The sequence below is a fragment of the Nonomuraea sp. NPDC050547 genome, assembly GCF_044457345.1.
Lineage (GTDB): Bacteria > Actinomycetota > Actinomycetes > Streptosporangiales > Streptosporangiaceae > Nonomuraea.
In genome coordinates, this window is record NZ_JBITGW010000008.1 from 334,835 (window position 1) to 360,356 (window position 25,522).

30 protein-coding genes are annotated in these 25,522 nt (G+C 71.2%); 15 read left to right on the forward strand and 15 right to left on the reverse strand.

Annotated elements, in window-relative coordinates; genetic code table 11:
- The first annotated feature begins 146 nt into the window (after window positions 1-146).
- Window positions 147-770 carry a class I SAM-dependent methyltransferase gene (locus ACIBHY_RS22175; RefSeq protein WP_397307594.1) on the forward strand — a complete coding sequence of 208 codons (624 nt, stop codon included), beginning with the start codon at window positions 147-149 and terminating at the stop codon, window positions 768-770.
- A 10-nt stretch (window positions 771-780) separates the two neighbouring features.
- On the opposite strand, the gene ACIBHY_RS22180 is transcribed toward ACIBHY_RS22175, so the two are convergent.
- Both ACIBHY_RS22180 and ACIBHY_RS22185 read right to left on the reverse strand, forming a co-directional pair.
- Entirely contained in the window at window positions 781-1,140 is a 360-nt protein-coding gene (locus tag ACIBHY_RS22180; RefSeq protein ID WP_397251429.1) for a hypothetical protein, read from the reverse strand.
- A 21-nt stretch (window positions 1,141-1,161) separates the two neighbouring features.
- Window positions 1,162-1,752 carry a biotin transporter BioY gene (locus ACIBHY_RS22185; RefSeq protein ID WP_397307595.1) on the reverse strand — a complete coding sequence of 197 codons (591 nt, stop codon included), beginning with the start codon at window positions 1,750-1,752 and terminating at the stop codon, window positions 1,162-1,164.
- Between the two features lie 150 nt (window positions 1,753-1,902).
- Here ACIBHY_RS22185 and ACIBHY_RS22190 point away from each other — a divergent pair, with 150 nt between their 5' ends.
- Window positions 1,903-2,835: an HpcH/HpaI aldolase/citrate lyase family protein gene (locus tag ACIBHY_RS22190; RefSeq protein ID WP_397251427.1), complete on the forward strand. Its 933-nt coding sequence runs from the start codon at window positions 1,903-1,905 to the stop codon at window positions 2,833-2,835.
- Here the strand turns inward: ACIBHY_RS22190 and ACIBHY_RS22195 are convergent.
- Both ACIBHY_RS22195 and ACIBHY_RS22200 read right to left on the reverse strand, forming a co-directional pair.
- Window positions 2,825-3,367, reverse strand: coding sequence for a DUF6529 family protein (locus ACIBHY_RS22195; protein WP_397307596.1), 543 nt, complete (start codon window positions 3,365-3,367; stop codon window positions 2,825-2,827). The two genes, ACIBHY_RS22190 and ACIBHY_RS22195, sit on opposite strands and share 11 nt — an antisense overlap.
- A complete protein-coding gene (locus ACIBHY_RS22200) occupies window positions 3,364-4,029 on the reverse strand; it encodes a hypothetical protein (protein WP_397307597.1) in 666 nt (221 codons plus the stop codon). Before ACIBHY_RS22200 ends, ACIBHY_RS22195 begins: the two co-directional genes overlap by 4 nt.
- 101 nt (window positions 4,030-4,130) lie before the next feature.
- Between ACIBHY_RS22200 and ACIBHY_RS22205 the strand changes: the two genes are divergently transcribed.
- Both ACIBHY_RS22205 and ACIBHY_RS22210 read left to right on the forward strand, forming a co-directional pair.
- Entirely contained in the window at window positions 4,131-5,111 is a 981-nt protein-coding gene (locus tag ACIBHY_RS22205; protein ID WP_397251422.1) for a lysostaphin resistance A-like protein, read from the forward strand.
- Window positions 5,112-5,829: 718 nt separating this feature from the next.
- Window positions 5,830-8,424 (forward strand): hypothetical protein, encoded by a 2,595-nt coding sequence (locus tag ACIBHY_RS22210; protein ID WP_397307598.1) that lies wholly within the window; start codon window positions 5,830-5,832, stop codon window positions 8,422-8,424.
- 1 nt (window position 8,425) lies between these two features.
- Here the strand turns inward: ACIBHY_RS22210 and ACIBHY_RS22215 are convergent, their stop codons facing one another.
- The gene (locus ACIBHY_RS22215; RefSeq protein WP_397307599.1) at window positions 8,426-8,821 is read right to left on the reverse strand and encodes an NUDIX hydrolase; all 396 of its coding nucleotides are present in this window, start codon (window positions 8,819-8,821) and stop codon (window positions 8,426-8,428) included.
- A gap of 74 nt (window positions 8,822-8,895) precedes the next feature.
- On the opposite strand from ACIBHY_RS22215, the gene ACIBHY_RS22220 reads away from it, so the two are divergent.
- The 9 genes from ACIBHY_RS22220 to pqqE all read left to right on the forward strand — a co-directional run bounded on the left by ACIBHY_RS22220 (window position 8,896) and on the right by pqqE (window position 15,276).
- Window positions 8,896-9,522 (forward strand): DUF6758 family protein, encoded by a 627-nt coding sequence (locus ACIBHY_RS22220; RefSeq protein ID WP_397307600.1) that lies wholly within the window; start codon window positions 8,896-8,898, stop codon window positions 9,520-9,522.
- Window positions 9,523-9,561: 39 nt separating this feature from the next.
- Window positions 9,562-10,170 carry a MarC family protein gene (locus tag ACIBHY_RS22225; protein WP_397251414.1) on the forward strand — a complete coding sequence of 203 codons (609 nt, stop codon included), beginning with the start codon at window positions 9,562-9,564 and terminating at the stop codon, window positions 10,168-10,170.
- A gap of 60 nt (window positions 10,171-10,230) precedes the next feature.
- Window positions 10,231-10,947: an MBL fold metallo-hydrolase gene (locus tag ACIBHY_RS22230; RefSeq protein ID WP_397307601.1), complete on the forward strand. Its 717-nt coding sequence runs from the start codon at window positions 10,231-10,233 to the stop codon at window positions 10,945-10,947.
- Between the two features lie 29 nt (window positions 10,948-10,976).
- On the forward strand, window positions 10,977-11,915 hold the full coding sequence (locus ACIBHY_RS22235) for a RecB family exonuclease (protein ID WP_397307643.1): 939 nt from the start codon (window positions 10,977-10,979) through the stop codon (window positions 11,913-11,915).
- 217 nt (window positions 11,916-12,132) lie between these two features.
- On the forward strand, window positions 12,133-12,288 hold the full coding sequence (locus ACIBHY_RS22240) for a pyrroloquinoline quinone precursor peptide PqqA (RefSeq protein ID WP_184967953.1): 156 nt from the start codon (window positions 12,133-12,135) through the stop codon (window positions 12,286-12,288).
- 9 nt (window positions 12,289-12,297) lie between these two features.
- Window positions 12,298-13,119, forward strand: a complete 822-nt coding sequence (gene pqqB, locus ACIBHY_RS22245; protein WP_397307602.1) for a pyrroloquinoline quinone biosynthesis protein PqqB — start codon at window positions 12,298-12,300, stop codon at window positions 13,117-13,119.
- Entirely contained in the window at window positions 13,116-13,787 is a 672-nt protein-coding gene (gene pqqC, locus ACIBHY_RS22250; protein ID WP_397307603.1) for a pyrroloquinoline-quinone synthase PqqC, read from the forward strand. Before pqqB ends, pqqC begins: the two co-directional genes overlap by 4 nt.
- Window positions 13,784-14,026 (forward strand): pyrroloquinoline quinone biosynthesis peptide chaperone PqqD, encoded by a 243-nt coding sequence (pqqD, locus tag ACIBHY_RS22255; protein ID WP_184967959.1) that lies wholly within the window; start codon window positions 13,784-13,786, stop codon window positions 14,024-14,026. The genes pqqC and pqqD overlap by 4 nt, the downstream gene beginning before the upstream one ends.
- Window positions 14,023-15,276, forward strand: coding sequence for a pyrroloquinoline quinone biosynthesis protein PqqE (gene pqqE, locus ACIBHY_RS22260; RefSeq protein ID WP_397307604.1), 1,254 nt, complete (start codon window positions 14,023-14,025; stop codon window positions 15,274-15,276). The genes pqqD and pqqE overlap by 4 nt, the downstream gene beginning before the upstream one ends.
- Here pqqE and ACIBHY_RS22265 read toward each other — a convergent pair.
- Window positions 15,236-16,132 carry an oxygenase MpaB family protein gene (locus ACIBHY_RS22265; protein WP_397251402.1) on the reverse strand — a complete coding sequence of 299 codons (897 nt, stop codon included), beginning with the start codon at window positions 16,130-16,132 and terminating at the stop codon, window positions 15,236-15,238. The two genes, pqqE and ACIBHY_RS22265, sit on opposite strands and share 41 nt — an antisense overlap.
- Window positions 16,133-16,162: 30 nt before the next feature.
- Entirely contained in the window at window positions 16,163-17,035 is an 873-nt protein-coding gene (locus tag ACIBHY_RS22270) for an alpha/beta fold hydrolase (protein ID WP_397307605.1), read from the reverse strand.
- Window positions 17,036-17,117: 82 nt separating this feature from the next.
- On the opposite strand from ACIBHY_RS22270, the gene ACIBHY_RS22275 reads away from it, so the two are divergent.
- Window positions 17,118-17,681, forward strand: coding sequence for a GNAT family N-acetyltransferase (locus ACIBHY_RS22275; RefSeq protein ID WP_397307606.1), 564 nt, complete (start codon window positions 17,118-17,120; stop codon window positions 17,679-17,681).
- Window positions 17,682-17,683: 2 nt separating this feature from the next.
- On the opposite strand, the gene ACIBHY_RS22280 is transcribed toward ACIBHY_RS22275, so the two are convergent.
- The 3 genes from ACIBHY_RS22280 to ACIBHY_RS22290 form a co-directional block, all read right to left on the reverse strand.
- Window positions 17,684-18,721, reverse strand: a complete 1,038-nt coding sequence (locus tag ACIBHY_RS22280; protein ID WP_397307607.1) for a hypothetical protein — start codon at window positions 18,719-18,721, stop codon at window positions 17,684-17,686.
- Complete coding sequence (locus tag ACIBHY_RS22285) at window positions 18,706-19,242, reverse strand: RNA polymerase sigma factor (RefSeq protein WP_397307608.1); 537 nt, start codon at window positions 19,240-19,242, stop codon at window positions 18,706-18,708. The genes ACIBHY_RS22280 and ACIBHY_RS22285 overlap by 16 nt, the downstream gene beginning before the upstream one ends.
- 104 nt (window positions 19,243-19,346) lie before the next feature.
- A complete protein-coding gene (locus tag ACIBHY_RS22290) occupies window positions 19,347-21,152 on the reverse strand; it encodes a DEAD/DEAH box helicase (protein ID WP_397251398.1) in 1,806 nt (601 codons plus the stop codon).
- A gap of 333 nt (window positions 21,153-21,485) precedes the next feature.
- On the opposite strand from ACIBHY_RS22290, the gene ACIBHY_RS22295 reads away from it, so the two are divergent.
- Entirely contained in the window at window positions 21,486-22,130 is a 645-nt protein-coding gene (locus ACIBHY_RS22295; protein ID WP_397251396.1) for a ferritin-like fold-containing protein, read from the forward strand.
- 283 nt (window positions 22,131-22,413) lie between these two features.
- Here the strand turns inward: ACIBHY_RS22295 and ACIBHY_RS22300 are convergent, their stop codons facing one another.
- From ACIBHY_RS22300 to ligD (ACIBHY_RS22320), 5 genes are all read right to left on the reverse strand, one after another.
- On the reverse strand, window positions 22,414-22,644 hold the full coding sequence (locus tag ACIBHY_RS22300; protein WP_379610535.1) for a DUF3107 domain-containing protein: 231 nt from the start codon (window positions 22,642-22,644) through the stop codon (window positions 22,414-22,416).
- 124 nt (window positions 22,645-22,768) lie between these two features.
- Window positions 22,769-23,389, reverse strand: a complete 621-nt coding sequence (locus tag ACIBHY_RS22305; RefSeq protein ID WP_184967972.1) for a TetR/AcrR family transcriptional regulator — start codon at window positions 23,387-23,389, stop codon at window positions 22,769-22,771.
- Between the two features lie 75 nt (window positions 23,390-23,464).
- Window positions 23,465-23,683 (reverse strand): hypothetical protein, encoded by a 219-nt coding sequence (locus tag ACIBHY_RS22310; protein WP_397307609.1) that lies wholly within the window; start codon window positions 23,681-23,683, stop codon window positions 23,465-23,467.
- A gap of 41 nt (window positions 23,684-23,724) precedes the next feature.
- Window positions 23,725-24,597, reverse strand: coding sequence for a non-homologous end-joining DNA ligase (ligD, locus tag ACIBHY_RS22315; RefSeq protein ID WP_397251392.1), 873 nt, complete (start codon window positions 24,595-24,597; stop codon window positions 23,725-23,727).
- Entirely contained in the window at window positions 24,594-25,475 is an 882-nt protein-coding gene (gene ligD / locus ACIBHY_RS22320) for a non-homologous end-joining DNA ligase (protein ID WP_397307610.1), read from the reverse strand. Before ligD (ACIBHY_RS22320) ends, ligD (ACIBHY_RS22315) begins: the two co-directional genes overlap by 4 nt.
- Between the last annotated feature and the right edge of the window lie 47 nt (window positions 25,476-25,522).

Genomic DNA, 25,522 nt, shown 5'->3' on the forward strand with positions numbered 1-25,522 from the left:
GCGGGGGCGGCGCTGGTGGGCATGAGGCGGGCGTTTGCGGGTGCGGGGAGGCGCGAGGGCAGAGAGCTGGTGGGGTTCTGCGGGTGGGTTTGCTGGTTTGGCAACGGGGTTTGCCCTGCGGGGGGTGGACGGCCAATAGTGCGGGTGTGAGCGAACACGAGGAGTTCTGGGACGCCCGCTACAGCGAAAGTCAGCGCATCTGGAGCGGCGAGCCCAACACGATGCTGGTGACCGAGGTCGAGGGGATGGCTCCTGGGCGGGCGCTCGATCTGGGGTGTGGTGAGGGCGGGGACGTCGTCTGGCTGGCCCGGCGGGGGTGGCGGGTGACGGGGGTGGACGTCTCCCGGGTGGCGCTGGAGCGGGCCGGGGAGCATGCCAAGGAGGCGGGGGTGGCCGATCTGGTCGATCTTCAGTGGCATCAGCTCGGGGAGAGCTTCCCGGAGGGGGAGTTCGACCTGGTCTCGGCGGCGTACCTGCACAGCACGGTCGAGATGTCCCGGGAGGCGATTCTGCGGGCCGCCGCGGCGGCGGTGGCGCCCGGCGGGGTCCTGCTGGTGCTCGGGCACTCGGGATGGGCCTCCTGGCAGCACACGCCGCCGCATGACGTGCACCTCCCGACGCCTCAGGAGGTGCACGACTCGCTCGGGCTCGCCCAGGGTGAGTGGGTGGTGGAGCGTAGCGGGGAGTTCGAGCGCAGCCAGAACGGTCCCGATGGGGAGCCTGGCACCCGCACCGACAATGTGCTCCGGGTACGCAGGCTCCTGGCCTGATCGCGGCGGGTCAGGTCGTGGGCAGGGTTATGCGGATGATGGTGGAGTCGCGGGCCCAGCGGTCCGTGAGGTGTTCGGTGTCGGGGGCGTTCAGGCGGTCCTTCGCCAGGGCGGCCACCGCCTCGGGTTCCGTCGACGGGTCGATCACGGTCACCGGCGCGTCGAACTCCACCAGCCGTGCCCCGTTGTCCTTGCTGCGCAGCGTCACATGAACCTCGGAGCGCTCGGCCAGGCCCGGCAACTCCTGCTCGCCGCCCCCGGTCACCAGGTAGACGGCGCCTTCGTGCAGGGTGTGCCAGGCCAGGCGCGGGCGGTCGAGGGTGAGCCAGAGGACGCCGGACTTCTTCGCGCCTTCTTCGATGACGGTCACGCCTTCGACTTTAGCCGTGGATCAACGGCCGGCCAGCTTCCAGGCGGCAGGAAGCAGGCCGGCCGCGAGGGCGATCTTGACGGCGTCGCCGACGAGGAAGGGGACGATGCCCACCGCCACCGCGCGGCCGAGGTCCATGCCGGTGATGGCCATGAGGACGGGCAGGCCGAACGCGTAGATGGCGAGGTTGCCGAGGATCATGGTGCCGACGGTGCGGAGCGGGGTGCGGTCGCCGCCGCGCGCGGCGAGACGGCCGACCAGGACGCCGGCCGCGACGAAGCCGATCACGTAGCCGAACGACGGCACCAGGCCGCCGCCGGCCCACGCGGTGTTGCCGTCGGCGAACCAGGGCACGCCGGCCAGCCCGACCGCGAGGTACAGCAGCATGCTGAGCGCGGCCCTGTTCATGCCGAGCGACGCGCCCACGAGCAGCGCGGCGAACGTCTGGCCTGAGACCGGCACCGGGGAGCCGGGGATGGGGAAGCTGACCTGGGCGGCCAGGCCGGTCAGCGCCGCGCCGCCGACGATCAGGGTGAGGTCGCGCACACGCGCGCCCGGCAGCAGGTCGGACAGTACGGCGGGCCGCTCGGCGGACGAGGGGACGGATGCCATGGGTGATTCACTCCCTTTGCTAGCGTTCAGCCCCCATTGTTGGCAGACGCCGTTAGAGGATCCGTACAGCGGAGACCGACAAAGAAACCATGGCCGCCATAGTCAGGACCCCTCCTGTCCAGCCCGCACCGCACCCATTACCGTGTGCGCATGCGATCACGTCGTTCGGTACTCGCGGTGCCCGGCAGCAACCCCCGCTTCCTGGAGAAGGCCCAGACGCTCCCCGCGGACGCGGTCTTCCTCGACCTGGAGGACTCGGTCGCGCCCGCGGCCAAGCCGGAGGCGCGCAAGAACATCGTGGCCGCGCTGCGTGAGGGCGACTGGAGCGGCAAGGTGCGTACGGTGCGGGTCAACGACCTGACCACGATGTGGACGTACCGGGACGTGATCGAGGTGGTCGAGGGCGCGGGCGAGTTCCTGGACGCGATCATCCTGCCCAAGGTGCAGGACCCGACCGAGGTCGTCTGGCTGGACACGTTGCTCACCCAGATCGAGAAGACGATGGGGTTCGAGGTCGGGCGCATCGGCATCGAGGCGCAGATCGAGAACGCGCGGGGCCTGGTGAACGTGGATGCCATCGCCGGATCGTCCGGGCGGCTGGAGACGCTGGTGTTCGGGCCGGCCGACTTCATGGCCTCGATCAACATGCGCACGCTGGTGGTGGGGGAGCAGCCGCCCGGCTACACCGAGGGCGACGCCTACCACTACATCCTCATGCGCATGCTGATGGCCGCGAGGACACACGATCTGCAGGTCATCGACGGGCCGTACCTGCAGATCAAGGATGTCGAGGGGTATCGGCGCATCGCGCGCAGGGCGGCGGCGCTGGGTTTCGACGGCAAGTGGGTGCTGCACCCGCTGCAGGTCGAGGCGGCCAACGAGGTGTTCTCGCCGGCGCAGGACGACTACGACCACGCCGAGCTGATCCTGGAGGCGTACGCGTACTACACCACCGTGGAGCGGCGCGGCGCGGTCATGCTGGGCGACGAGATGATCGACGAGGCGTCGCGGAAGATGGCGCTGGTCGTGGCCGCCAAGGGGCGGGCCGCGGGGCTGCGCCGGACCACGACGTTCACACCTTGACGCCGATCGTGGTGAAGAACCAGAACGACGAGGTGAGCCAGAGGCCGACCAGCGAGGTGAAGGCGAGGCCGCCGAGGACCGGGAGGGTCCAGCCGGGCAGGCCGCGTTTGGGAAGAGCGAGGAGCTTCGCGGTGAAGACGCCGTAGAAGAAGCAGCCGAGCAGTGAGTGGATCATGACTCGGGGCACGTCGTACTGCAGGCCGAGCGCGTACAGGCAGTGGAAGGCCACGGGGATGGTCAGGACGAACGCGAGCCGGCCGGACCAGCGGTGCACGGCCGGGTGGATCCGGACCTTGATCTTGCCCCACATGGACAACGCCGAGATCACCTGGACGAAGGCCAGCACGAACGCGCCGGTCGTCAGCCAGGACTTCATCGCCAGCGCGCCGGAGAACCCGGCCGGGCCCACCGCGAACCCGGTCGGGGTGTGGGCCCTGCCGTACACGCCGAGGGCGACCATGACCAGGCCGCCGAGCAGGAGGGGAACCAGCAGCGGGGTGAGGCCGCCGCGGCGGGGCTCGACGGCGGTCATGAGATCTCCTCGATGTCCTGCGGGTAGAGCGTGGTGTCGCCCAGGCGTACCGGGGCGTTGGGCTGAGCGGTGTCGAGGGTCGGCGCGGGGGTCTTCTTCTCCCCTTCCACGGCCAGGCCCACTTGGTAGAAGCCGTTGCCGTCCGGCCTCCTCAGCATGATCCAGCCGGCCTTGATCTGCGCGCCCCTGACCACCGCGCTCGCGCGGTAGAGGCCGGAGGGCTTCTTCACCAGCGGTGCGGAGAAGTCCCAGGTCTTGCCGCCGAGGGCCAGTTCGCCCGCGGCCTTGCCGCCGCCGAGCGCGGCGGTGACGTTGGCCTCGCCGAAGCCTTCGAGGTCGATCGTGCCGTCGGCGGCCTTGCCCTTGAACCAGGCTTCGGTCCTGCCGTCGCAGAAGTAGGCGATGGCCTTGCCGTTCCGCACGGAGATCGCGAGGAGGCCGCCCTTGACGCGGGTGGCGTAGTCGGCGCGCGCCGGAGTGGGCCTCGCGGTCGCGGTTTCCGTTGGAGGTGGCGGCTCGGTGGCCGCACCGGTGGTCGGCTCCGCGGAAGCGGCCGCGGCGGTCTCTTGGGCCGCCGGGGTCGCGGTGACGCTGGCGACACCGAGCCCGGCGAAGAGCACCGCGCCCGCCGCCAGGGTGATGACAGGTCCCAGCCTTGACATGACATGGCTCCCAGGGTCGAAACGTCTTACGCCCTCAAGAATCCGCGCGTTTCGGGAGCCCGTCTGTGAACTAATGCTCACCCGCCGGACAGAATGATGGAATGCAGGAGAACCAGATTCCCTACGGCCAGCCGAACCCGCAGCCGGGTCCATACCCGCCGCCCGCGCCGCGGCAGCCCTGGTTCCTGCCCACGCCACGCGGTGCCCGCTACGACCACCTGGCCCGCAACGGCGCCGGCGAGCTCTGGCGCCCGATCGTCGGCACGCTGGTGGTCGGCGTCGCGTTCTTCCTGGTGGGACTGGTCGTCCTGCTGGCGGGCACGGTCCTGTCGCTGGTACTCGGGATGCCCCAGCCGGCGAAGCCGGAGCAGCTTTTCGGCGATCCGCTGTTCGGGCTGGTGTTCCTGCTGCTGTCGATCGCGGCCGTGCTCCCGGTCGTCTACGGTACGGCGGCGCTCATCCAACGCCGCAGACCCGGCACGCTCTCCTCGGTCGCCGGCCGGTTGCGGTGGTCGTGGATGCTCATGTGCGGCGGCGTGGCGATCCTGGCGTTGATCCTGGGGCAGGTGGCCCAGCTCGCGGTGTTCGTGGTGACCGGCGAGGGGACGGACGAGGTCTTCACGTGGGCCGGGTGGAGCGGGTTCGTCCCCGCGCTGGTGATCATCTTGCTGCTGGTGCCGTTCCAGGCGGCGACCGAGGAGTACATGTTCCGCGGGTGGCTGCTGCAGGCGTTCGGGGCGCGGCTGAACAACCCGTGGTGGGGGATCGTCATCGGGTCGGTGCTGTTCGCCTCGCTGCACGGTTACACGTGGGTGGGGCTGATCGACGTGTTCAGCTTCGGGGTGGTGACCGGGTTCCTGGCGGTGCGTACCGGGGGGCTGGAGGCGCCGATCGCGATGCACGTGGTCAACAACGTCCTGGCGTTCGGGGTCAGCGCGGCGGCGGGGGAGCTGGACAAGGCGCTGGAGCAGGGGGCGGTGCCCTGGCAGGCGCTGGCGGGGACGGTGGTGCAGTTGAGCGTGTACACGCTGGGGGTGCTGTTTCTCTCGCGGAAGCGGTCAGTCAACGCTTTTTCGGGATAAATCGCAAAGTGGTGCTATGAATCTCACTAGAGAGGTCTCGCCAATCCGGGCTGGGCGTGTTGCTCTGGAATGCGTGGGTGTTGAGGGATTCCGGAGGTGATCATCTCTGTGGGATGGGGTAGAGGTACCTGCGTGCGCTAGATCGGTTTTTATGCCGACATAGGCAGCCAATGAGGACGGCATAACTGGAACGGTCCGGCCCCCCGACAAGGAGGTGCTCCGCGTGGCCTCCGGCCCCAGCGAACCGCCCCGGCACCCGCCGGACGACGACGAGCCGCGCCCTCCGGAGGAGCCGAGGATCCGGCACACCCCGCCGGGCCCCACCGACGACCGGGCCCGCGGCGTACCGCTCGCCTCGCCCTGGGGGCTGCCTCCTTTCGCCTCGCCCACCCCCGAGGACGAACCCCCCGAGCCCCCGAAGGGCCGCCGGCCCTACAGCTCGTCCACCGGGGAACCGGAGAGCGAGCCCCGCCGGCGCCCTCGCCGCAGCGTCAGCCACCCGGACAAGCTCGTCGCCTCCGGCCGGCCCCGCCCCCTCCCCACCCCGCCGGTCCCATCAGAGACGGGGACGCGGGAAGAGCCGCCGGGCTCTACCGAGACAGGGTCGCGGGAAGAGCCGCGGGGTCCGTCGGCGGGCGCACCGGAGCCAGAGGCGGGGACGCGGGGAGAGCAGAGGCCGCCTGAGGAGTGGGACACGGGCGAGACGACCCAGCCGGCTGTGCGGGCACGGGGGGCGCAGCCGTACCAGAACCTGCGGCCGGTCGAGCCCCGGCCCCAGCGGGAGGGCATGGTCCCGCCCGCCTGGAGGGGCGGCGCCGAGGACGAGGTCGCCCGGTGGGGCGGCGAGGACGTGCCCGGCTACCGTGGCGCGGCTTCAGAAGACGAACCGCTGGCCGAGGACGAGCGCGGAGCCTCCGGCCCCGACGAGCCGGTACGACGGGTGGGGCGGCCGCCGGCCGGTCGGCCCACGCGGCCCGATCTGCTGGTGGCCTCGGGCCCCGACCGGCCGGGACGGCATCACCGCGGCCAGGCGCCCGCCGCGTTCCGCAGGGCCAGCCCGCTACGACGGCGGCGGCGGGTGCTCGGGCCGGTGGCGTTCGTGCTCGCCCTGGCCGTCGCGCTGAGCGCGGGCGTCCTCGGGTGGCGTTGGTGGAACTCCGGCGGGCCGGGCGCCCAGACGGGCCTGCGGCTGGAGGCGGCGGCGGGACGCTCGGGCGACGAGGTGTTCACGGTGGCCGGCGCGGGCGACGGCTCCAACCAGAAGCTCAACGCCATGGCATCGGCGGGCAAGACGGTCGTCGCCGTCGGCAGCGACACCACGAGCCCGACGCCGCGGCCGCTGTTCCTGTACTCGCAGGACAGCGGCAAGAGCTGGCGGCTCGGCACCGCGGGCGCGTCCACCAGCGCCACCGCCACCCGGGTCACCGGCGGCGCGGGCCGCTGGCTGGCGGCGGGCGGCGACGAGACCGGCGTCGAGCACGGCCTGTGGACCAGCACCGACGGCGCCGCCTGGGCCGCGGTCGAGCCCACGGCCCTGGACGGCGCCTTCAGGAAGGGTGACTACATCCACGACATCGCGCGGACGGCCTCCGGGTTCGTGGCGGCCGGCCGTACCGCGAGAGAGGACGGCTCGACCGGCCCCGCGGCGTGGCAGTCGCCGGACGGGAGGAGCTGGCAGCGCGTCGACCTGCTCGGGCTTGAGGCGGGCGAGTTCCGCGCGGTCGTGGCGCGCGGCGACGTCGTGCTGGCGCTCGCGCAGCCGGCGCAGGATGAGGGCTCGCGCGTCGTGCGCTCGGTGGACGGCGGCCTCACCTGGCAGGCGACCGGCTTCCAGCTTCCCGAGGCGGAACCGAGGGCGGGCTCGCTGGCGGTGCTGGGCAGGCAGTTCGTGCTGGTGCCGATCAGGCGGCCGCCGGTCGGCGGCGAGGTGCGGGTCTACTGCTCGCCCAGCGGCGCCGACTGGGGCCAGTGCGGCACGATCGACCTCGGCGGCCGGAGTCCGGGCGTCGAGACCACCATCTCGTACGGCGGCGGCGTCGCGGTGGTCAGCCCGGACGGGCCGGACAAGTACACGGTGCTGGCCACCACCAACGCCCGTACCTGGACCAAGCGCGCCGACCTCGGCAACCTGGCGGGCGCCTCGCTGCGCGGCTTCACGATGACCGACACCGGGCTCCTGCTCGGCGGCGGGGACCAGGCGGCGGCGGACGTGGGCAACCAGCTCGTGCTGATGTCCGCCCCGGCCAAGGGCAGCGCCGCGCGCGTACCGCTGTCCGGGATCGAGGGGTTGTCGCGGATCGCCCGTGAGACGACCCGCCTGGCCGCCGCGAAGGGCCAGTACGTCGCGGTCGGCGCGGCCTCGGGCGACGCCGGCGTCTGGACCAGCAAAGACTGGCAGAACTGGACCTCGACCAGCCTCGGCGGCCCACGCCGTCAGATGCTCAACGACGTCGTGCACGGCCGGCGCGGCTGGCTGGCCGCCGGCGCCACCGAGTCGGGCACCTCGGCCACCGACCCGCTGATCGTGACCAGCGCCGACGGCCGTACCTGGAAGCAGGCGCCCGCGCCGGCCAGAGCCGACGGCCACACCTACCTGGACGTGCAGTCGGTCGCCGCCGACGACAAGGGTTACATCCTGGCCGGCGAGGACCGGGGACCGAGCTCGGCGGGCGTGGCCATCTGGTTCACGCCCGACCTGCGCAAGTTCACCAGAAGCCAGAAGCTGCCCCAGGGCGGCGCCGGGGTGCGCATCTTCGACCTGGCGGCCACCCCGGACGGCTACGCGGCCGTGGGCAGCTCGGGCGCGGGCGAGCAGGAGAGCGCGGTCGTCTGGACCTCCAAGGACGGGCTCAACTGGACGCCGCGCAAGCGCCCGTCGCCGCCGGACGCCGCGTCGGCGGGGCTGCGCCAGGTGGTGGCCTTCGGCGACATGCTGGTGGCGACCGGTACGGCGCAGCTCGGCGGGACGTCCAGGGCGTTCGCCGCCTCCTCGGAGGACGGCGGGGCGAGCTGGCGGTATACGTGGCTGCCGGCCGAGCGGGCGGCGGCGGTCCACGACCTGGCGGCCGGTGAGAACGGCCTGGTGGCCGTGGGCTGGCACGGTCAGCCCGGCGGGGCGGACAGCGCCGCGTGGATCTCGGCCGACGGGCAGACCTGGGCCCGGCAGGATCTCAAGGACCCGAGGCTGCTGGGGGACGGCATGCAGTGGCTGGCGGCGGTCACGACCAGCGGCGCCCAGGTGGTGGCCTTGGGCCGTTCGACCACGTACACGGCCGACCACCTGACCCTGTGGACGTTCCGCCTGGCCGGTTAGGTCATCGGGGGAGGACGTCCCACGAGGTGAGGGCGGCCAGCAGGCCGTCGGTCAGGGGGAGGGCGGTGAGGTCGGCGGCGGTGCACCAGCGGGCGTCCTTGGCGTCGTCGCCGGGGGTGAGGTCGCCGCCGGTGGGCGTGGCGAGGTAGTCGCGGATCTCGTAGACGGTCCGCCCGGGGCCCGGCCGGTCGACGGAGCCGGTCAGCGGGCCTGGGGTGATGGTGAGGCCGGTTTCCTCGCGGATCTCGCGGATGAGGGCGTCGTGGTCGGTTTCGCCGGGGTCGACGCGGCCGCCGGGCAACGACCACAGGCCTTCGCCGGGTGGGTGGCCGCGCTGGATGAGCAGCAGGCGTCCAAACTCATCAAAAATTATCGCTCCGACACAATTTACGCGCACAACTCCAAGATTACGACGGGATAACGGGCTGTGCTCTTGACTGGACCGTGCCCGGCGACGCACCGTGGGTAGCTGTGAGAGCGGCTCCAACGTGTCCACGGTGTTTTGGCCCGCTTCATGCGCCCAGTGTGTGGTCGAGCGCCTGGCGGTGCGCCGCGCACGGGGACGTCCTGCCCTACCGGCCGCCGTGGCAGCCGTCCGCCGGCGCGGCGGACGAACTGCGCAAGTCATCCAGGGTGCCGGTGTGGCTGCCATGGCCGTTGCCGCCCGGGTGGCTGGTCACGGGGTTCGCCGAGGCGGGTGACGACCGGAGCGGCGGGCGGGCCAGCGTCGTGGCGCTCGGCGGCCCGTCGGTGACGAGCGGCCCCGCCGACCTGCTGGTCATCGCCGAGGAACCCGGAGTGGGCCTGGGCGCCGCCTTCGCCGGCCTGGACGGCCCCGACCCCGGGGAGGGCTTCGACTCCGGCCCGCCGAACGCCAAGATCGACGTGCTCGGCCATCCGAGCGCCCTGTGGTGCGTGAACGGCGCCGCCGACCGGGCCGTCTACGCCGGCGAGGCCATGGGCAACTGGCTGTGGACCATCGCCTGGCCCGCTGAGGCCGGCTGCCTGATCGCGTTGCTTCAGCTCAGCCTGCTCGACCTGCGCGAGCACGACCTCGACCTGCCCTTCGGTGCTTTCTCCCCGCGACTGGAGGACTAAGATCGGCAGCACTTCCCCCAACCGGCAGTTGGGGGCGCGGTGTCCGGCACCAGGTTCTTCGTCGAGGCGTTCGTGACGATGTTCGTCATCATGGACCCGCCCGGCGTGATCCCCCTCTTCCTCGCCTACACCAGCGGGCGTTCCCCGCAGGAGCGCCGGCGCATCGCCTGGCAGGCCGCGGTGACCGCCTTCTGCCTGATCGTGGTCTTCGCCGTGTTCGGGCAGGCGATTCTGGCGTACCTGCACGTCGAGGTCGCCGCCATGCAGATCGCCGGCGGCCTGCTGCTGCTCCTGGTCGCCCTGGAACTGCTGCGCGGGGTCTCCCGGCCGTCGAGCGAGAGCATGCGCTCGAACGTCAACGTGGCGCTGGTGCCGCTGGGCACACCCCTGCTGGCCGGGCCGGGCGCCATCGTGGCGACCATCGTCTTCGCCCAGCAGGCGGGGAGCCGGCCGGGCGGGATCCTCGCGCTCGGGCTGGCCATCGCGGCGGTGCACCTGGTGCTGTGGGTGTTCATGCGGTTCTCGGTGAGCATCATCCGCGTCATCAAGGAGAACGGGGTCGAGCTGGTCACCAGGATCGCCGGCCTGCTGCTGTCGGCGCTGGCGGTGCAGCTCATCATCAACGCGATCAGGGCATTGCTGGCTTGACAGGAGATCCGAACAGGCGGGACACGGCGTACTGGAAGAAAACTCAGTATTGTTCGTGGCGTGACAGCGCGTATCGAGCGAGTGGTGACCGAGGGCGTCGTCGACGTCGACGGCGTGGAGTACAAGGTCGAGAACAACACGTGGATCGTGGGTGACGACGACGAGGTGATCGTCGTCGATCCCGCACGGGACGCGGAGAAGATTCTCGAGCAGGTCGGCGAACGGGAGGTGCTGGCCGTCATCTGCACGCACGGCCTGCCCGACCACGTCGGCGCGGCGATCGAGGTGGCCAGCAGAGACGAGGCCGTCGTCGCGCTGCACCCCAAGGACAAGCCGCTGTGGCGGGAGACCTGGTCGGAGACCTGGCCGGACATCGACATGGAGGACGACGGCATCTTCGGTGTCGCCGACGTCCAGCTCGACGTCATGGAGACGCCCGGCGTCACCCCCGGCGGCGTCTCGCTGTACTGCGAGGCGCTCGAAGTGGTCTTCACCGGCAAGTCGCTGCAGGCCGACGGCCCCGGCAAGCTGGCCGGGGAGTACCCGCGGCTGGCCGACCAGCTGACCGCGATCGGCGGCCGGCTGTTCACACTGCCGCATGCCACGCGCATCCTGGCCAACCACGGCGACGAGGTCACCGTCGGAGACCTGGAGCCCCACTTCGACGACTGGGTCTCCGGCTCGCTCACGCGGGTCGAGACCGGCGAGGTGGCCACCGAGGGGCCGCTGACCGACGCGTCCAAGATCGCCGGGATCAAGCTCAACCCGGACGACTGAGCGTGTACGACCAGCTTCCGCTGGAAGCGATGCCGCGGCGGCTCTACTCGTGCACGCCGTCGCGGCTCAACACGTGGCTCGACTGCCGCCGCCGCTACCGGTTCACCTATCTTGACCGGCCGCAGCCCGCCAAGGGGCCCGCGTGGGCGCACAACTCCGTGGGCGCCAGCGTGCACAACGCGCTGGCGGGGTGGTGGCGGGAGCCGTACGAGCGGAGGACGCCGCTGACGGCGGCGATCCTGCTCACCAACGGGTGGATCACCGAGGGCTTCAGGGACGGCGAGCAGTCGGCGCAGTGGCTTGGCCGGGCCCGCGACCTCGTTTCCGGATATGTCGCCACTCTGGACCCATCGGATGATCCGGTGGGCGTTGAGCGCACCGTCGCCACGCGGACCAAGGTCATCGCCGTCTCCGGCCGTATCGACCGCCTCGACCGGCGCGGTGACGAACTCGTCGTGGTCGACTACAAGACCGGCCGCCGGCCTCTCACCCAGGACGACGCGCGGTCCTCGCTCGCGCTGGCCATCTACGCGATCGCGGCGTCCAGGATGATGCGCACCCCGTGCTACTCGGTCGAGCTCCACCACCTGCCGACCGGCGAGATCGTCGAGTGGCGTCACACCGACGACACCCTGCGCCGCCACCTGTCGCGTGCCGAGGAGATGGCCGTGGAGGCCGCCGACGCCGACGAGCGCTACCGTGCGGCCCTTTCCGACGTCCCGGCGCCGCGTTCGGGCTCTGGCGCCGGTACGGCCGGCCGTACCCCACCCAGGACCCCGCGGCCCCAGGCCGACGGCCCGCTCCAGCCGGCCGCGAGCGGGCGGGCGACGGCGGTGTCGGCGGAGCTGGACGACCTGTTCGCGCCGAGCCCGGGGCCGATCTGCGGCTGGTGCGACTTCCGCCGCCACTGCCCCGAGGGCCAGGCGGTCGCCCAGGAACGTCGCCCCTGGGACGGCCTCGCCGACTGACATCTATAGGAGCATCCTCCCCCAGCGACATCCCGGGCTGCATCGGTCTTCCAGGATGGGACCGGCCAGACATCCGATGATGAACGTGTGTGGGCGGCCTTTTGCCGGGATCGGGGGAAATTTCGGGCGATAGATCCGATCACAGGGATTGACGGAACGCCTCTGCCGAAGTCAGATCGTGGGTAACCCCCCCGTTTCGCACGGAAGGCAGGTGCACATGGCTCAGCCCAAGGACCCCGGCAAGAAGCAGCCGCCGAGGACCCACTCCAAGAAGGTCCGCACCCGCGGCGAGGAGACCACCTGGCACAAGCCCGACTACCAGGTCGTCGAGGCGTCGATGGAGATGTCCGCTTACTTCCTCGCCACCAGGTAACCGGACGCCATGCGCCTGCAGGTGCTCGGCACCGCCGCGGGCGGCGGCGTACCCCAGTGGAACTGCGCGTGTCCCGGTTGCGCCGGGGCACGCGCACACCCCGCCTGGCGCCGCCGTCACGCCAGCCTGGCCGTCCAGCTCCCCGGCCGTGCCGCCGTCGTCAACGCCACGCCGGACATCGCCGCGCAGATCGAGGACTGCCCCTGGTCGGCGCCCGACCGCGACCACGCGCCGCTCGTGGTGCTCACCGACGCCGAGCTCGACCACACCCTCGGGCTCCTGCGGCTGCGCGAGGCCGCCTCCCTGGACGTCGCCGCCACTCTCCCGGTACGGCGGGCGCTGCGCCCGTTCGAGGAGATCCTGCGCCCGTACGCGCCCATCCGCTGGCACCCCATGGACACGATCGCCGAACCGATCCCGGTCTCCGCCAAACGCCCCCGCTACGCCGCCGCCGAGGAAACGGACGGCGCGTGGGTCTCGGCACTGAGGTTCACCGACGGCAGGTCGAACGTCGTGTACGCGCCCGCCATGGGAGTGTGGACACCGGAGCTGGACACCGCGTTCAGGGCCGCCGACTGCGTGATCATCGATGGTACGTTCTGGGACGACGAGGAGCCGCGCCGTACCGGCATATCCAGCAGGACGGCGACCGGCATGGGGCACCTCCCGATCGAGGACACCATGGAACGCCTCGCCGCGCTGCCCGGCCGCTGCCTGTACACCCATCTCAACAACACCAACCCCCTCGTCGACCCGGACGCGCTCCACCACAAGGTGCTGGCCGAGCTGGGCGTCGAGGTGGCAGCCGACGGAATGGTGATCGAGCTGTGAACTCCTTCGAGGCCGAGCTCCGGGCGGTGCCCGAGCAGCGCTACCACCACCTGCACCCGTTCAACCTGCGGATGCACGCGGGCAAGCTGTCCCGGGAGGAGCTGCGCGGCTGGATCCTGAACCGCTTCCACTACCAGCGCCACATCCCCGTCAAAGACGCCCACATCCTCGCCAAGCTGCCCACCTCGGACCTGCGCCGCACGTGGCTGCGCCGTATTCAGGACCACGACGGCAGGGCCCCCGGCGAAGGCGGGATCGAACGCTGGCTCCGTCTGGGCGAAGCGGCCGGACTCGACCGCAAGGAGCTGCTGTCGGGCGAAGGCGTCCTTCCCGGGGTACGGCTCGCCGTCGACGGCTACGTCAACCTGTGCCGCCACGGCACCCTGCTGGAGGCGGTCGCCGCGTCGTTGACCGAACTGTTCGCCCCCGACCTGATGCGCACCAGGATCGCCGCCTTCGAGAAGCACTACCCCTGGATCGACGCCGAGGGCCTTCGCTACTTCCAGATCCGCGTCCAGCAGGGCCGCCAGGACAGCGGAGAAGCCCTGGCACTGGTGCTCGGCTGGGCGCGGAGCCGTACGGACGAGGAGAAGGCGGTGGCGGCGCTGCGCTTCAAGTGCGACGTCCTGTGGGCGCTGCTGGACGCGGTGGACGGAGCCTACCGATGACCGACTGGCGCCCCGCCCTGTCCCGCTCGGCCATGCTGCGCCATTGTCCGGTACGGCAGGCCGAACTGCTCATCGTGCCCGAACGGATCGTGGTCCTGAACGACGAGGCGGCCGAGATCGTCGGCCTGTGCGACGGCAAGCGGACCGTGGCGGAGATCGTCGCGGAGTTTCCTGTGGAGGCGGGGGAGGACGTGACCGAGTTCCTGGACAGGGTGCACGCCGAGGGATGGCTCCAATGACCCGGCCCGCCCCCATCCCTCCCGCGCCTGGCCCGGCTGCCTCTGCCTCGCCCGCTCCCGGCCCCGCTGCCTCGGTCCCGCCCGCCCCCGGCGCATCCACCACCGCCCCGCCCCTCCCCGGCCCCGCTGTCTCGGTCCCGCCCGCGCCGGCTTCGAGCCCGAAGAAGGTGGCGCCGCCCTGGGCAATGCTGGCGGAGCTGACCCATGGGTGTCCGTTGCGGTGTCCGTACTGTTCCAACCCCACCGAGCTGGTGGCCAGGGCGGCGGAGCTGGAGACCGGGGAGTGGGCCCGGGTGTTCGAGGAGGCCGCGGCCCTGGGGGTGGTGCACGCGCACCTGTCCGGTGGCGAGCCGCTGCTGCGACGGGACCTGGTGGAGATCGTCGGGGTGGCGCGCGGGGCCGGGGTGTTCACTCAGCTGGTCACCAGCGGTGTCGGGCTGGCGGGGCGGCGGGTGGCGGAGCTGGCCGAGGCCGGTCTGCACAGCGTGCAGCTGTCGGTGCAGGCGGCTCAACCAGAGGAGTCCGACCGGATCGCGGGGCGGCGGAGCTTCATGGCCAAGGAGCTGGCGGCGGCGGCCGTGGTGGAGGCGGGGCTGCCTCTGGGCGTCAACGTGGTGCTGCACCGGCACAACCTCGACCGGATCGAGGACCTGATCGAGCTGGGCATCGCCTGGGGCGCGGAGCGGATCGAGCTGGCCAACACACAGTTCTACGGGTGGGGGTTGCTCAACAGGGAGGCGCTTCTGCCGACAAGAGAGCAGCTCTCCCGCGCTGAGTCGATAGTCACGAAATATCGGGAAAAGACGGGTGTTGAGTTGATCTGGGTTGTTCCGGATTACTTCGACGGGGTGCCCAAGCCTTGCATGGGCGGGTGGGGTGCCATCTCGATCACCGTGGCGCCCGACGGGCGGGTTCTGCCCTGTCCCGCCGCCTATGATCTGCCGCTCGACCTGCCCAACGTCCGCGAGCATGCCCTGGGCTGGATCTGGGAGCGCTCCGCCGCGTTCAACGCCTACCGCGGCACCGCCTGGATGGCAGAGCCGTGCGCGAGCTGCCCGCGCAAGGAGCTCGACTTCGGCGGCTGCCGCTGCCAGACGTACGCGCTGACCGGCGACGCCGCCAAGACCGACCCGGCCTGCCGGCTCTCGCCCGACCACCATCTGATCACCCGGCTGACCGCCAGGGAGCAGCCGTTCGTCTACCGGGAGCTCAAGCGGCCGCCCAGCGCCGCGGATCCGTCAGGCCCTTGAGCCCCTTGCGGACGTCGTAGCCGAGCACGCCGAGCCGGTCGCGCGAGGCGTGCAGCATCCGCCGGGTCGACGGCATGAACGCGCGGTCGTGCACCGGCTCCGGCAACGCGTTCATCGCCAGGCTGAACGCCCGCAGCCCCGCGGTCACCGCCGCCCGCGGCGCCTCGGGCAGCGCGCGGTACATGCTCCGCGCCCACGACGGCAGCGTGTAGTAGCACAGGGCGCCGAAGGGGAAGTAGACCGGCTTGCCCGGCGAGAGCATCCGCATCTCCTTGGGCAGCCGGGGCCACAGCAGGAAGCGTACGGTGGCGGCCGACTCCTCGATCACGCGCAACTTGGGGCGGATCTCCTTGAAGTAGGCGGCCATCTCCGCCTGCGAGCCGGGCACGTCCTCCGGGTGCAGGCCGACGTAGGTGGCGCTCTTGCGCTGCTCGTGGAGGTACTGGTCGGCTTGGCGGTCGGTGAGGGCGAGGCCGCCCCGCCGTACCACCTCCAGGTAGGACGAGACCTCCGCGCAGTGCACCCAGAGCAGCAACTCGGGGTCGTCCACGCGGTGCGTGCGGCCCTCGTCGGTGATGCGCAGTGAGCGGTGGATGTCGCGCACGCGGCGGCCGATCGCGTCGGCCTCGGCCGGAGTGCCGAACGTGGTGCGGCCGACGAAGTCCGCGGTGCGGCGCAGGCGGCCGAAGGGGTCGTCCTGGAAGTTGGAGTTCTGCCAGACGCCGCGCATGGCCAGAGGGTGGAGCGCCTGGAGCATGAGCCCGCGTACGCCGCCCACCCACATGCACCGGTCGAGGTGGACCTGCCAGGTGGCGCTCTGCGGCCGCTGGACGACGATCTCTTCGATGCTCGCCATAGTAAGTAGATAATTACATGGCATTGGATCCTATGTCCAAGATGCCGACTCGGCGGCGTTCCAGAACCGCACGAGCGCCTGCGCGGTCGTCTCCGGGGCCTCCACGGAGGGGGAGTGGACCGCGCCGGGCACCACCATGCGCTCCGCGCCGAGCCGGGCCGCCATGTGACGCTGAATGTCGGCTGGCCAGCCGTCGTCGTGCTCGCCGAACAGCACGAGGGTCGGCACCTCGATCTGGCGTAGTTCCTCGGTGCGGTCGTGCATGGTCAGCACCTCCTCGGCCATCCGTGCCAGGCCCGTCGGCGAGTTGGCCAGCAGCCGCTTGCGCAGGAACGCCACGATCTCGTCGGGAACGCTGTTGGCCAGCGCCTCGGGTTCGATCCTGGTGTGCCAGATGTGTTCGAGGCCGTGCTCGGGAAGCTCCTTCATGATCTTGCGGCCGTTGTGGGCGCGCTGCCCGGTGATCGCCGAGGGCCCCGAGCTCATGAGCGTGAACGAGGCGAACTTGGTCCGCCCGTCGATCACCGCCTCGCGCGCCACCAGCCCGCCGAAGGAGTGGCCGACCAGGTGGACCGGCTCGCCATGGCCGACCACCTGCGCGATCGCGTCCACGTCGGCGCCGAGCGCGCCGCAGGTGTAGGCCTCGGGGTCGTCGGGGCCCGGCGTCTCGTACTGCCCGCGAAGGTCGATCGCCAGCACCCGGCGGCCCGACTGCGCCAGCGTCTGCATGACCGCGATGAAGTCTTCCTTGCTCCCGGTCAGCCCCGGCACCAGCAGCGCCGGCCAGCGCTCCACGACGCCGCTCACCGGCAGCGCCTCCAGGACCGCGAACGCGCCCAGCGGCGTCTCGATGCGCTGCGGGGCGACGCCAGGCGGCAGGTTCAGGAATCGCGGCGTACTCACGTGGGGCAACAATACCCAGAGGTCAAGGCGACAACACCGGCTAACCAGGTACGGCGGTGCGAGTTCTGGGGAGTTGTGAGGTATGAGCAAGGTTGAGATCCGGCCCGCGGACTCGTGGGCGGACGTGGAGAGCGTCTTCGGCCCCAACGGCGCGTACGGCGGCTGCTGGTGCATGTGGTTCCGCGCCACGAACGCCGGCTTCCGCGCCTGGCCCCCGGCGGAACGGCGCGAGCGCCTGCGCGCGCTGGTCGAGTCGGACGCGCCCGCTCCGGGCCTGGTCGGCTACCTCGACGGCGCCCCGGCCGGCTGGGTGGCGCTGGCGCCCCGCGCGGACTACACCCGGCTGGCCCGCTCGCCCGTCACGAAGCCCCTGGACCCCGGCGAGACCGGCGTGTGGGCCGTCACCTGCTTCTACGTCACCCGAGCCGGTCGCGGCCACGGCATCCCCGCTGCCCTGCTGCGCGAGGCCGTCTCCTATGCCCGTGCCGCCGGGGCCTGCGTCCTGGAGGGTTACCCGACGGACACGGGCCGCAAGCTGCAGGTCTCCGAGCGCTACCACGGCTGGCTCTCCCTGTTCACCGGCGCCGGTTTCACCGAGACCGCCCGCCCCACCCCGACCCGCCCGGTCGTGCGTATCACCCTCTGACCTCACCCGACGCAGTCCGTGTCGCGAGCCGGCACCTTCGGGCACCCCTGGGGCAACGATGGCAGCTCGTCGACCCACGTGGCCCCCTGGAACAGGACGGCGTTGACGACGCGCCCGGACGCCTGGGTTTCCTGCCGGGCGAGCGCCTGCCCGTGCTCCTCGGAGACGACGAGCTGCTCACCGCCCATCGCGATCGCCGCTCCCGGCCGGCCGCCGGCGTCGGTGACACGGCCGAGCCCGCGTACACCCGGCAGGCCCTCCAGCATCTGGTACAGCGCCGCCCGCGTCCCGCCGGAGATCGGCGTCTCCAGCAGGTCCAGCGACAGGCTCCACAACCACGAGTCCCTGGTCGGCAGCGAGGCGCCCTTCGGAGCGGGCGGCCAGTCCTTCATCCTCTCCTGGTACGCGGGCCAGAGGGAGAGCAGCCGATCGCGCAGCGCCGCCGACTCCACGGGCAGCTCCGCCAGCCGGCTCAGCGGCAGCGTCAGCCCGCTGACATCCAGCGGCCACAGGCTCGGCATCGCGGTGTAGCGGTGGCGGCCCAGGGGGGAGGTGTCGTTCTCGCAGTCGGTGTCGTCGCCGCACAACCGGGGGGAGCCCGCGTCACGCCAGGCGGCGATGTCCTTCGCGGTCAGCGGCCGGGTGTGCAGGCCGGTCATGGCCAGCAGCTGGAACGCGGCCGGATCTCTGGGCAGGAACCGCTCCGTCCTGGAGCTGACCGTGACCCGATACCGTCCCGCGCTCTCCTCCGAGGAGATCAGCGTCGTGACCCTCCAGTAGTTCCCCTCGGGGACGGGGGCCTGCCGCCGGGCCGCTTCGGCGGCGACGTCGAGCGTTCCCGCCGGCGTGGCGGTCGTCTCGCGCGCGTCCATCCACAGCCTGGGGACCGCCACGACCGCGGCCACCACGACCGCGATCGCCACCACGGCCGTCCACCCGGCCCCGCGCCTTCTGCCGCGCATCCGCACCCCGCCGCCCGGGACCGGGTCAAGGTCGTCCGGCCTGGCCTCGGCCAGCGTCCGCATCACCTTCCGCCGCACGCTTCCTCCTCCTTCGGAACGAGCAGAGCCGCCTCCAGCCGCCGCCTGGCCCGATGCAGCCGGACGAAGAAGGCCGAGACCGAGCACCCGACCACCCGGGCCGCCTGCGCCGACGACAGCCCGTGCCAGGAGACGAGCGTGAGCAGTTCCTTGTCCTCGTCGCTCAGCGCGACCAGGGCGGACAGGACCGCGGAGCGCCGCGCCACCTCCTCGGCCACGTCGCCGGTGACCTCCTTGGCCCAGCCGCGCAACGCGTTCTCCAGCGCGGTCTGGCGCACCTCGTCGCGGTAGAGCTCGCGCGTGACGTTCCGCGCGACACCCAGCAGCCACGGGAGCACCGCGCGCCGGGGAATGTCGGCGCGGCGGCGCCAAGCCACCGCGAACGTCTCGCTCGCCACCTCTTCCGCCAGCTGACGCCCGCACCGGCTCACCGCATAGGCGAACACCCTGGGATGCGTGGCGTCATAGAGAGCGGCGAACTCCTTCTCATCCAGCACCTGCGCCCCTTCGACGTCGTTCACCGGGTAGTGACGGGAGCGGGGCGGTTCTTACAGGCGGCGCAAGCCGTACCGGAACGAAAAGGCGCGCGTCCCGGAAGGACGCGCGCCTGCGATCGGCGGGGTGGCTAGCCTGCCCGGCGACGGTTGCCGCCGCCACCACTTCCACCACGCGGGGAGCGGTTGCCACGGCGCTGGGCCTGGCGCTCCGAGGCCGCGGACGGGGCGATGTCGTCGTCGTCCGTGGCCAGGTCGGGTGACTGGAAGATCACCGTGAACGGGTTGGGCGGGATGATGCGCTCGTGCTCCACACGGACCTCCTGCACGCGCTCGGGCGCGCGCTCCGGTGCCCGCTCGGGCTCCGGCTCGGGCTCTTGCGCCTGCTCCACGACGGGGCGGGCCTGGGTGAGCGCGCTGCCGATGGCCTCGGCCGCGCCCCCACGGGAGCGGGTACGGCGAGCGGGCCTGACGGCCTCCTCCACCTCGGCGAGTACGTCACCGGCGACCGGCTCGGCGGCCACGGCGGCGATCTCGTCGTGAGAGATGATGGCCGGAGTCTCCTCGCTCCTGCGCGGCCGGCGGCGCCTGTCCATGCTCTCGCCCTCCACGATCTGCACAGTCTCCACGGTCTCCGCGACCTCGGTGGTCTCCTCGGCGGAACGGCCGGCACGCGTGCGACGGCGCTGGCGCGGCGCGCGAGGCGGGCGCTCTTCGCGCTCGTCCTTGCGGCCGTCACGCTCGTCCTTGCGACGGCTTCTGAGGCGGGACTTCCCGATCTCGCCCAGGTCTTCGAGCTGCTCGGCCGCGAGGCCGGCCCGGGAGCGGCTGGCGTGGGGCAGCACGCCCTTGGTGCCCTCGGGGATGCTCAGCTCGGTGAAGACGTGGGGCGAGGTGGAGTAGGACTCCTCGGGCTCGGCGAAGTCGAGTCCGAGCATGTTGTTGATCATCTTCCAGCGGGTCAGCTCCTCCCACTCGACGAACGTGACCGAGGTACCCGTCTTGCCCGCGCGGCCGGTACGGCCGACGCGGTGGACGTAGGTCTTGTCGTCGGTGGGGGCGTCGTAGTTGACCACGTGGGTGACGTCGTCGATGTCGATGCCCCGCGCGGCCACGTCGGTGGCCACCAGGACGTCGATCTTGCCGTTGCGGAAGGCGCGCAGCGCCTGCTCGCGCTGGCCCTGGCCCAGGTCGCCGTGGACGGCCGCCACCGCGAAACCGCGGGTGTCGAGCTGCTCGGCGACCATGTCGCAGGCGCGCTTGGTCTCACAGAAGACCATGGTCAGACCGCGGCCGTCCGCCTGCAGCAGGCGGGCGACGATCTCGATCTTGTCCATGCGGTGCACGCGCCAGACGAGCTGGCGTACCTGCGGCGTGGTCTCGCCCTCGCCCGAGTCGTGCTCGGCGCGGACGTGGGTGGGCCGGTTGAGGTACTTGCGCGACAAGGCGACGATCTCGCCGGGCATGGTCGCGGAGAACAGCATCGTCTGCCGCTCGTCCGGGATCAGCTTGAAGATGCGCTCGATGTCGGGCAGGAAGCCCAGGTCGAGCATGCGGTCGGCCTCGTCCAGGACCAGCGAGCCGATCTGGCTGAGGTCGAGGTGCTTCTGCTTGACCAGGTCGAGCAGACGGCCGGGGGTGCCGACGATGACGTCGACGCCGGCCTTCAGGGCCTCGATCTGCGGCTCGTACGCGCGCCCGCCGTACACGGTGAGCACGCGGGAGCCGAGCTTGCCCGCGGCGGTCACGAGGTCCTCGCTGACCTGGATGGCCAGCTCGCGGGTGGGCACGACGACGAGGCCGCGCGGCTTCTTGCGGTTCTTGCGCGGCTTGCCGATGCTCTGCAGCATCGCGATGCCGAACGCGTAGGTCTTGCCGGTGCCCGTACGGGCCTGGCCGATGACGTCCTGGCCGCTCAGTGCGAGCGGGAGCGCCATCTCCTGAATCGGGAACGGTTGGATGATGCCCTCGGTCTCGAGCGCATCAGCGATCTCTGGTGTGACTCCGAGGTCTCGGAAAGTCGTCAGCGTGGCCTGCCTCAGTCTCAAATGAAGGCGGGCCTGCCGGGACCAGCGGGTCAGTTCAGTAACCAGGGTCCTCGCGGTAGAGCCAGCCCTCTCGCGTCATCGCGACCGCAGGCCCGGGGAGCGGGGAGCATCGGGAGAGAACCCCCCGAATTCACACAGTGCGGTCGCACTTTCACAGAGCAGTGTACTCGATACCACAACGCTGGCCGAGTTTGCGGATGTTCCCGAAGTACGCTGCCTTTCATGAATGAGTCCCTTGGTGTCGCGGATCTCCTTGGTGTACTGGCCTATGCGGAGTTGAGCGCCTTCCTGCAACTCACCGAAGATGCCGGGCAGTTCGCACCGACACTGAGCGACCGGGCCGGGCTGAGCGAGCTCGCCGTGTCCGAGTTCGGACACTTCCAGCTCGTCCGCGACAAGCTCATCGAACTCGGCGCCGACCCCGACCTGGCCATGTCGCCCTTCGTCGAGGCCCTGGACGGCTGGCACACCCAGACCCGGCCGGGTGACTGGCTGGAGGCGCTGGTCAAGGCGTACGTGGGCACCGGCATCGCCCTGGACTTCTACCGCGAGGCCGCCCGCCACCTGGATCCCTCGATCGCCCGGCTGGTCGACGAGGTCGTCGCCGACCAGGAGCGTTCGGAGTTCGCCGTCGAGCGGGTTCGCGCCGCCGTCGCGGCCGATCCGTCGGTCGCCGGCAAGCTCGCCCTGTGGGCCCGTCGCCTGGTCGGCGAGGCTCTCAGCCAGGGCCAGCGGGTGGCCGCGGCCCGTCCGGAGCTGGCACAGCTGCTCGTCGAGGCCGTGGCCGACGACCAGGCGGAGATCTCCCGCCTTTTCGCCCGCCTGACCGAGCAACACGGCAAGCGGATGGCCGCGCTCGGCATCTGATCCTGCGCTTAGGGCGGCGCGAGGGTACGAAACGGTTGTACCGTGCGGTCATGAGGGCCACGCGCCGCTACGGCAGTTGCTTGACCAGATGCGCGCAGAACCGCTGGACCGCACGACCCGTGATGCGCCGTCAAAGTGCCCAGTGCCCCGCTGTGGACCTACGACATGCGCCCCTGCCGCGACGGCGCGGCCGCTGGTGCCGATGGCGCTGCCCGTGACGTGTGGGAGGCGGTGAGCCGCCCCCCACACGGACGCCCCGTGGGGATCAGCGGAGGCCGACCGGCTAGAGCGTGCCGCCGAAGCCGACCGGGCGCTGCTCGTCCTCGCCGATCTCGACGAAGCCGAGGGCGGCCACGGGGACTATGACGCGCCTGCCCTTCGCGTCGGTGAGGGCGAAGACGCCACGCTCGGCGGCCAGGGCGTTTCTGATCTCGTCTTCCACCTGTTCGGCGGTGAGGTCGGTTTCGACAACGATCTCACGGTGTACGGAACGTACGCCGATCTTGACTTCCATCGTGGTGCTCCCTTTCGACGGGCCTGGGTCCATCGTCGTCGCTCCGCTCCACGGAAACGCGGGTAATCGCGTCCAGCGAACGGGTTACGCCGTACGCGGAAAACTCCACGCCGTACGGGGAGTCCTACGTCGTGCGGGGGAAGCCGCTGATTCCCCGCCAGGCCAGCCGCGCCATCAGCTGCTCGGCGGCGTCCTTGGGGATCGAGCCGTGGGTGGTCACCCAGTAGCGGGCGCTGACCTCGGCCATGCCCACCAGGCCGACGCCCAGCAGGTGCGCCTCCTCGCTGGAGCAGCCCGTGTCCTCCTGGATCACGGCGCTGACCATCTCCGCGCACTCGCGCAGCGAGCGCTCCACCCGCTGGCGGACCGGCGCCACGTTGCGCAGGTCGGACTCGAAGACCAGCCGGAACGCCTCACCCTGGCTGGAGACGAAGTCGAAGAAGGCGCTGAAGGTGGCCTGCACGCGCAGTTTGTTCTCGTGGGTGGAGGCCAGGGCCTCGCGGCAGCGGCCCACCATGTCGTCGACGTGGAGGTCGAGCAGCGCCAGGTAGAGCTCCAGCTTGCCGGGGAAGTGCTGGTAGAGCACCGGCTTGCTGACGCCCGCCCGGTCGGCGATCTCGTCCATGGCGGCCGCGTGGTAGCCGTTCTCGACGAACACTTCCTGCGCGGCGCTGAGCAGCTGCCGGCGGCGGGCGAGTCGGGGCAGCCGGGTGCCCCGGGGCTTGGCGTCCGGGGTAGCGGTCACGCGCGTCTCCAGTGGTCTTCGAACATCCGGGTTGGGACATCCTACGTGCGGGTAACCGCCCCGCGGGCGCGGGCGTCAGCGATAGTCGTCGTCATCGTCGTAGGTGACGACGCGGTCCTGCTCGGCGGCGTCGCCCGGGTCGACGTCGATCGGGTACTCGCTACGCCGGTCGTTCCCCGCCTCGTCGCGCAGCCGGCGGCGCTGTTCGGCGGCGTCGGCCTCCGGCGCCTCGGGCGAAAGCTCGTCATCCTCGTCGAAGGGGAGGTCGTCCCCACGTACGTCCATCTCCGACATCTCAGGTCCCCTTTTTCTGTGTGGACGGATCCAGCCTACGCTCAGGTGAAAAGGTCGCCATGTTCCTCCACGCGGGCGAGTACGTCGGCGGAGGTGAACACCAGGTCGTCCGGCCTCTCGCAGGCTTCGACCTCCGGCCACAGCAGCGGTGTCGAGACCGTCGGGCGCTGCCTGGCGCGCAGGGAGTACGGCGCGACGGTGGTCTTGGCCGGGTTGTTCTGGCTCCAGTCGATGAAGACCTTGCCGGGCCTGGCCTTCCTGGTCATCACGCTGACCACGAGCTTGGGCGCCTCCTTCTCCAGGAGCCTGGCCAGATCCTTGGCGTAGGCGGAGGGCTCCTGCCTGCCGTCCCACGCGGCGTACAACTGCATGCCCTTGTTTCCGCTGGTCTTGGGACGGGCGGTGAGGCCGTCGGCGGCGAGCACCTCGCGCAGCATGAGCGCCACCTGACAGCATTCGACGATCGTGGCAGGCGGGCCAGGGTCGAGGTCGAAGACGAGGGTGTCGGGGTCGATGGCCTCGCCGTCCTCGGTCACGCGCCACTGGGGCACGTGGAGTTCGAGCGCGGCCAGGTTGGCGTAGTAGACGAGGCTGGGCAGGTCCTCGATGACGGCGAAGTCGATGGTGTCGCGGTTCATGCTGCTGCCGGGGACGGGCACGGTGACGCGCCTGAGCCAGTCGGGGACGTGGCTGGGGGCGTTCTTCTCGAAGAAGTACTTGCCGTCCACGCCGTTCGGGTAGCGCTTGACGGTGAGCGGGCGGCCTTCCAGGTGCGGGAGCAGGACGGGGGCGACCCGCGAGTAGTAGTCGATGACCTCGGCCTTGGTGAAGCCGACCTCGGGGTAGAGCACCTTGCCGAGGTTGCTCAGGACGAGCTCGCGCCCGTCCACCCGCACGGGCGTCTTGGAGCTCACAGCTGTACCTCCGCGGGTATCTTGTCCGGTCGCAGTCCCCGCCAGACCGGGTGCCGCAGCCGTATCTCATCGGTCACCATCGTGTAGGCGACCTCCCCGACGAGATCGGGTCTAACCCAGTGATTGCGCCACGGGACCGGATTGACGAACGGGCTGCGCGCGATCTCCAGCGGCCGCAGCATCGCGAGGAGCTCGTCCAGCGTGGCCTCGGTGAACCCGGTCCCGACATGTCCCACGTAGGTGAGCCCCTCCCCGGTGAACACGCCCATGAGCAGCGAGCCGATCCCGCCCGCCCGGCGGCCCTTGCCGGGCTTCCAGCCGCCGACGACGACCTCGCGCGTGCTCAGGTTCTTGACCTTGACCCACCACGGCGTGCGCACGCCCGGCCGGTAGGGCGAGTCGAGCCGCTTGGCGACGACCCCCTCAAGGCCCTGCGCGTGCGTGGCGCTGAGCAGGTCGGAGTCTCCGGGGAAGTACGGCGGCGCCCCGACGTCCAGTTCGTCCAGCAGCGCCCGCCGGTCGCGGTAGGGCAGGTCGAACAGCGGCGTGCCGTCCAGGTAGAGCAGGTCGAAGGGCATGTACGTCACCGGGTAGAGCTCCAGCATCCTGGGCTCGGGATCGGTGAGGTGCATGCGCCGCTGGAGGCGTTCGAAGCTGGGCAGCCCCCGGTGGTCGAGGGCGACGACCTCGCCGTCGATGATGACGCCGCGCAGGCCGTAGGAGGAGATCTCGGGGTAGCGGCGGGTGTACTCGGCGCCGTGCCGGCCGGAGACCCGCAGGCCGCCGTCGAGGTGGATGAGCGCCCGGATGCCGTCCCACTTGACCTCGAGCCCATACAGCTCGCGTTCAGCGGGAAGATCCCCGGCCATGGCGAGCATAGGTTCGACCGGGTATGGCATTGGTTGGCCCATGACGGGTATGTGCC

What these genes read in the sequence shown, in the direction of transcription:
- ACIBHY_RS22185 (WP_397307595.1), bottom strand. Translation starts at nt 1,752, where the DNA reads ATGGCATCCGTCCCCTCGTCCGCCGAGCGGCCCGCCGTACTGTCCGAC.
- ACIBHY_RS22190 (WP_397251427.1), top strand. Translation starts at nt 1,903, where the DNA reads ATGCGATCACGTCGTTCGGTACTCGCGGTGCCCGGCAGCAACCCCCGC.
- ACIBHY_RS22195 (WP_397307596.1), bottom strand. Translation starts at nt 3,367, where the DNA reads ATGACCGCCGTCGAGCCCCGCCGCGGCGGCCTCACCCCGCTGCTGGTT.
- ACIBHY_RS22200 (WP_397307597.1), bottom strand. Translation starts at nt 4,029, where the DNA reads ATGTCAAGGCTGGGACCTGTCATCACCCTGGCGGCGGGCGCGGTGCTC.
- ACIBHY_RS22205 (WP_397251422.1), top strand. Translation starts at nt 4,131, where the DNA reads ATGCAGGAGAACCAGATTCCCTACGGCCAGCCGAACCCGCAGCCGGGT.
- ACIBHY_RS22235 (WP_397307643.1), top strand. Translation starts at nt 10,977, where the DNA reads ATGCCGCGGCGGCTCTACTCGTGCACGCCGTCGCGGCTCAACACGTGG.
- ACIBHY_RS22240 (WP_184967953.1), top strand. Translation starts at nt 12,133, where the DNA reads ATGGCTCAGCCCAAGGACCCCGGCAAGAAGCAGCCGCCGAGGACCCAC.
- pqqB (WP_397307602.1), top strand. Translation starts at nt 12,298, where the DNA reads ATGCGCCTGCAGGTGCTCGGCACCGCCGCGGGCGGCGGCGTACCCCAG.
- pqqD (WP_184967959.1), top strand. Translation starts at nt 13,784, where the DNA reads ATGACCGACTGGCGCCCCGCCCTGTCCCGCTCGGCCATGCTGCGCCAT.
- pqqE (WP_397307604.1), top strand. Translation starts at nt 14,023, where the DNA reads ATGACCCGGCCCGCCCCCATCCCTCCCGCGCCTGGCCCGGCTGCCTCT.
- ACIBHY_RS22265 (WP_397251402.1), bottom strand. Translation starts at nt 16,132, where the DNA reads ATGGCGAGCATCGAAGAGATCGTCGTCCAGCGGCCGCAGAGCGCCACC.
- ACIBHY_RS22275 (WP_397307606.1), top strand. Translation starts at nt 17,118, where the DNA reads ATGAGCAAGGTTGAGATCCGGCCCGCGGACTCGTGGGCGGACGTGGAG.
- ACIBHY_RS22290 (WP_397251398.1), bottom strand. Translation starts at nt 21,152, where the DNA reads ATGGCGCTCCCGCTCGCACTGAGCGGCCAGGACGTCATCGGCCAGGCC.
- ACIBHY_RS22295 (WP_397251396.1), top strand. Translation starts at nt 21,486, where the DNA reads ATGAATGAGTCCCTTGGTGTCGCGGATCTCCTTGGTGTACTGGCCTAT.
- ACIBHY_RS22300 (WP_379610535.1), bottom strand. Translation starts at nt 22,644, where the DNA reads ATGGAAGTCAAGATCGGCGTACGTTCCGTACACCGTGAGATCGTTGTC.
- ACIBHY_RS22310 (WP_397307609.1), bottom strand. Translation starts at nt 23,683, where the DNA reads ATGTCGGAGATGGACGTACGTGGGGACGACCTCCCCTTCGACGAGGAT.
- ligD (WP_397307610.1), bottom strand. Translation starts at nt 25,475, where the DNA reads ATGCTCGCCATGGCCGGGGATCTTCCCGCTGAACGCGAGCTGTATGGG.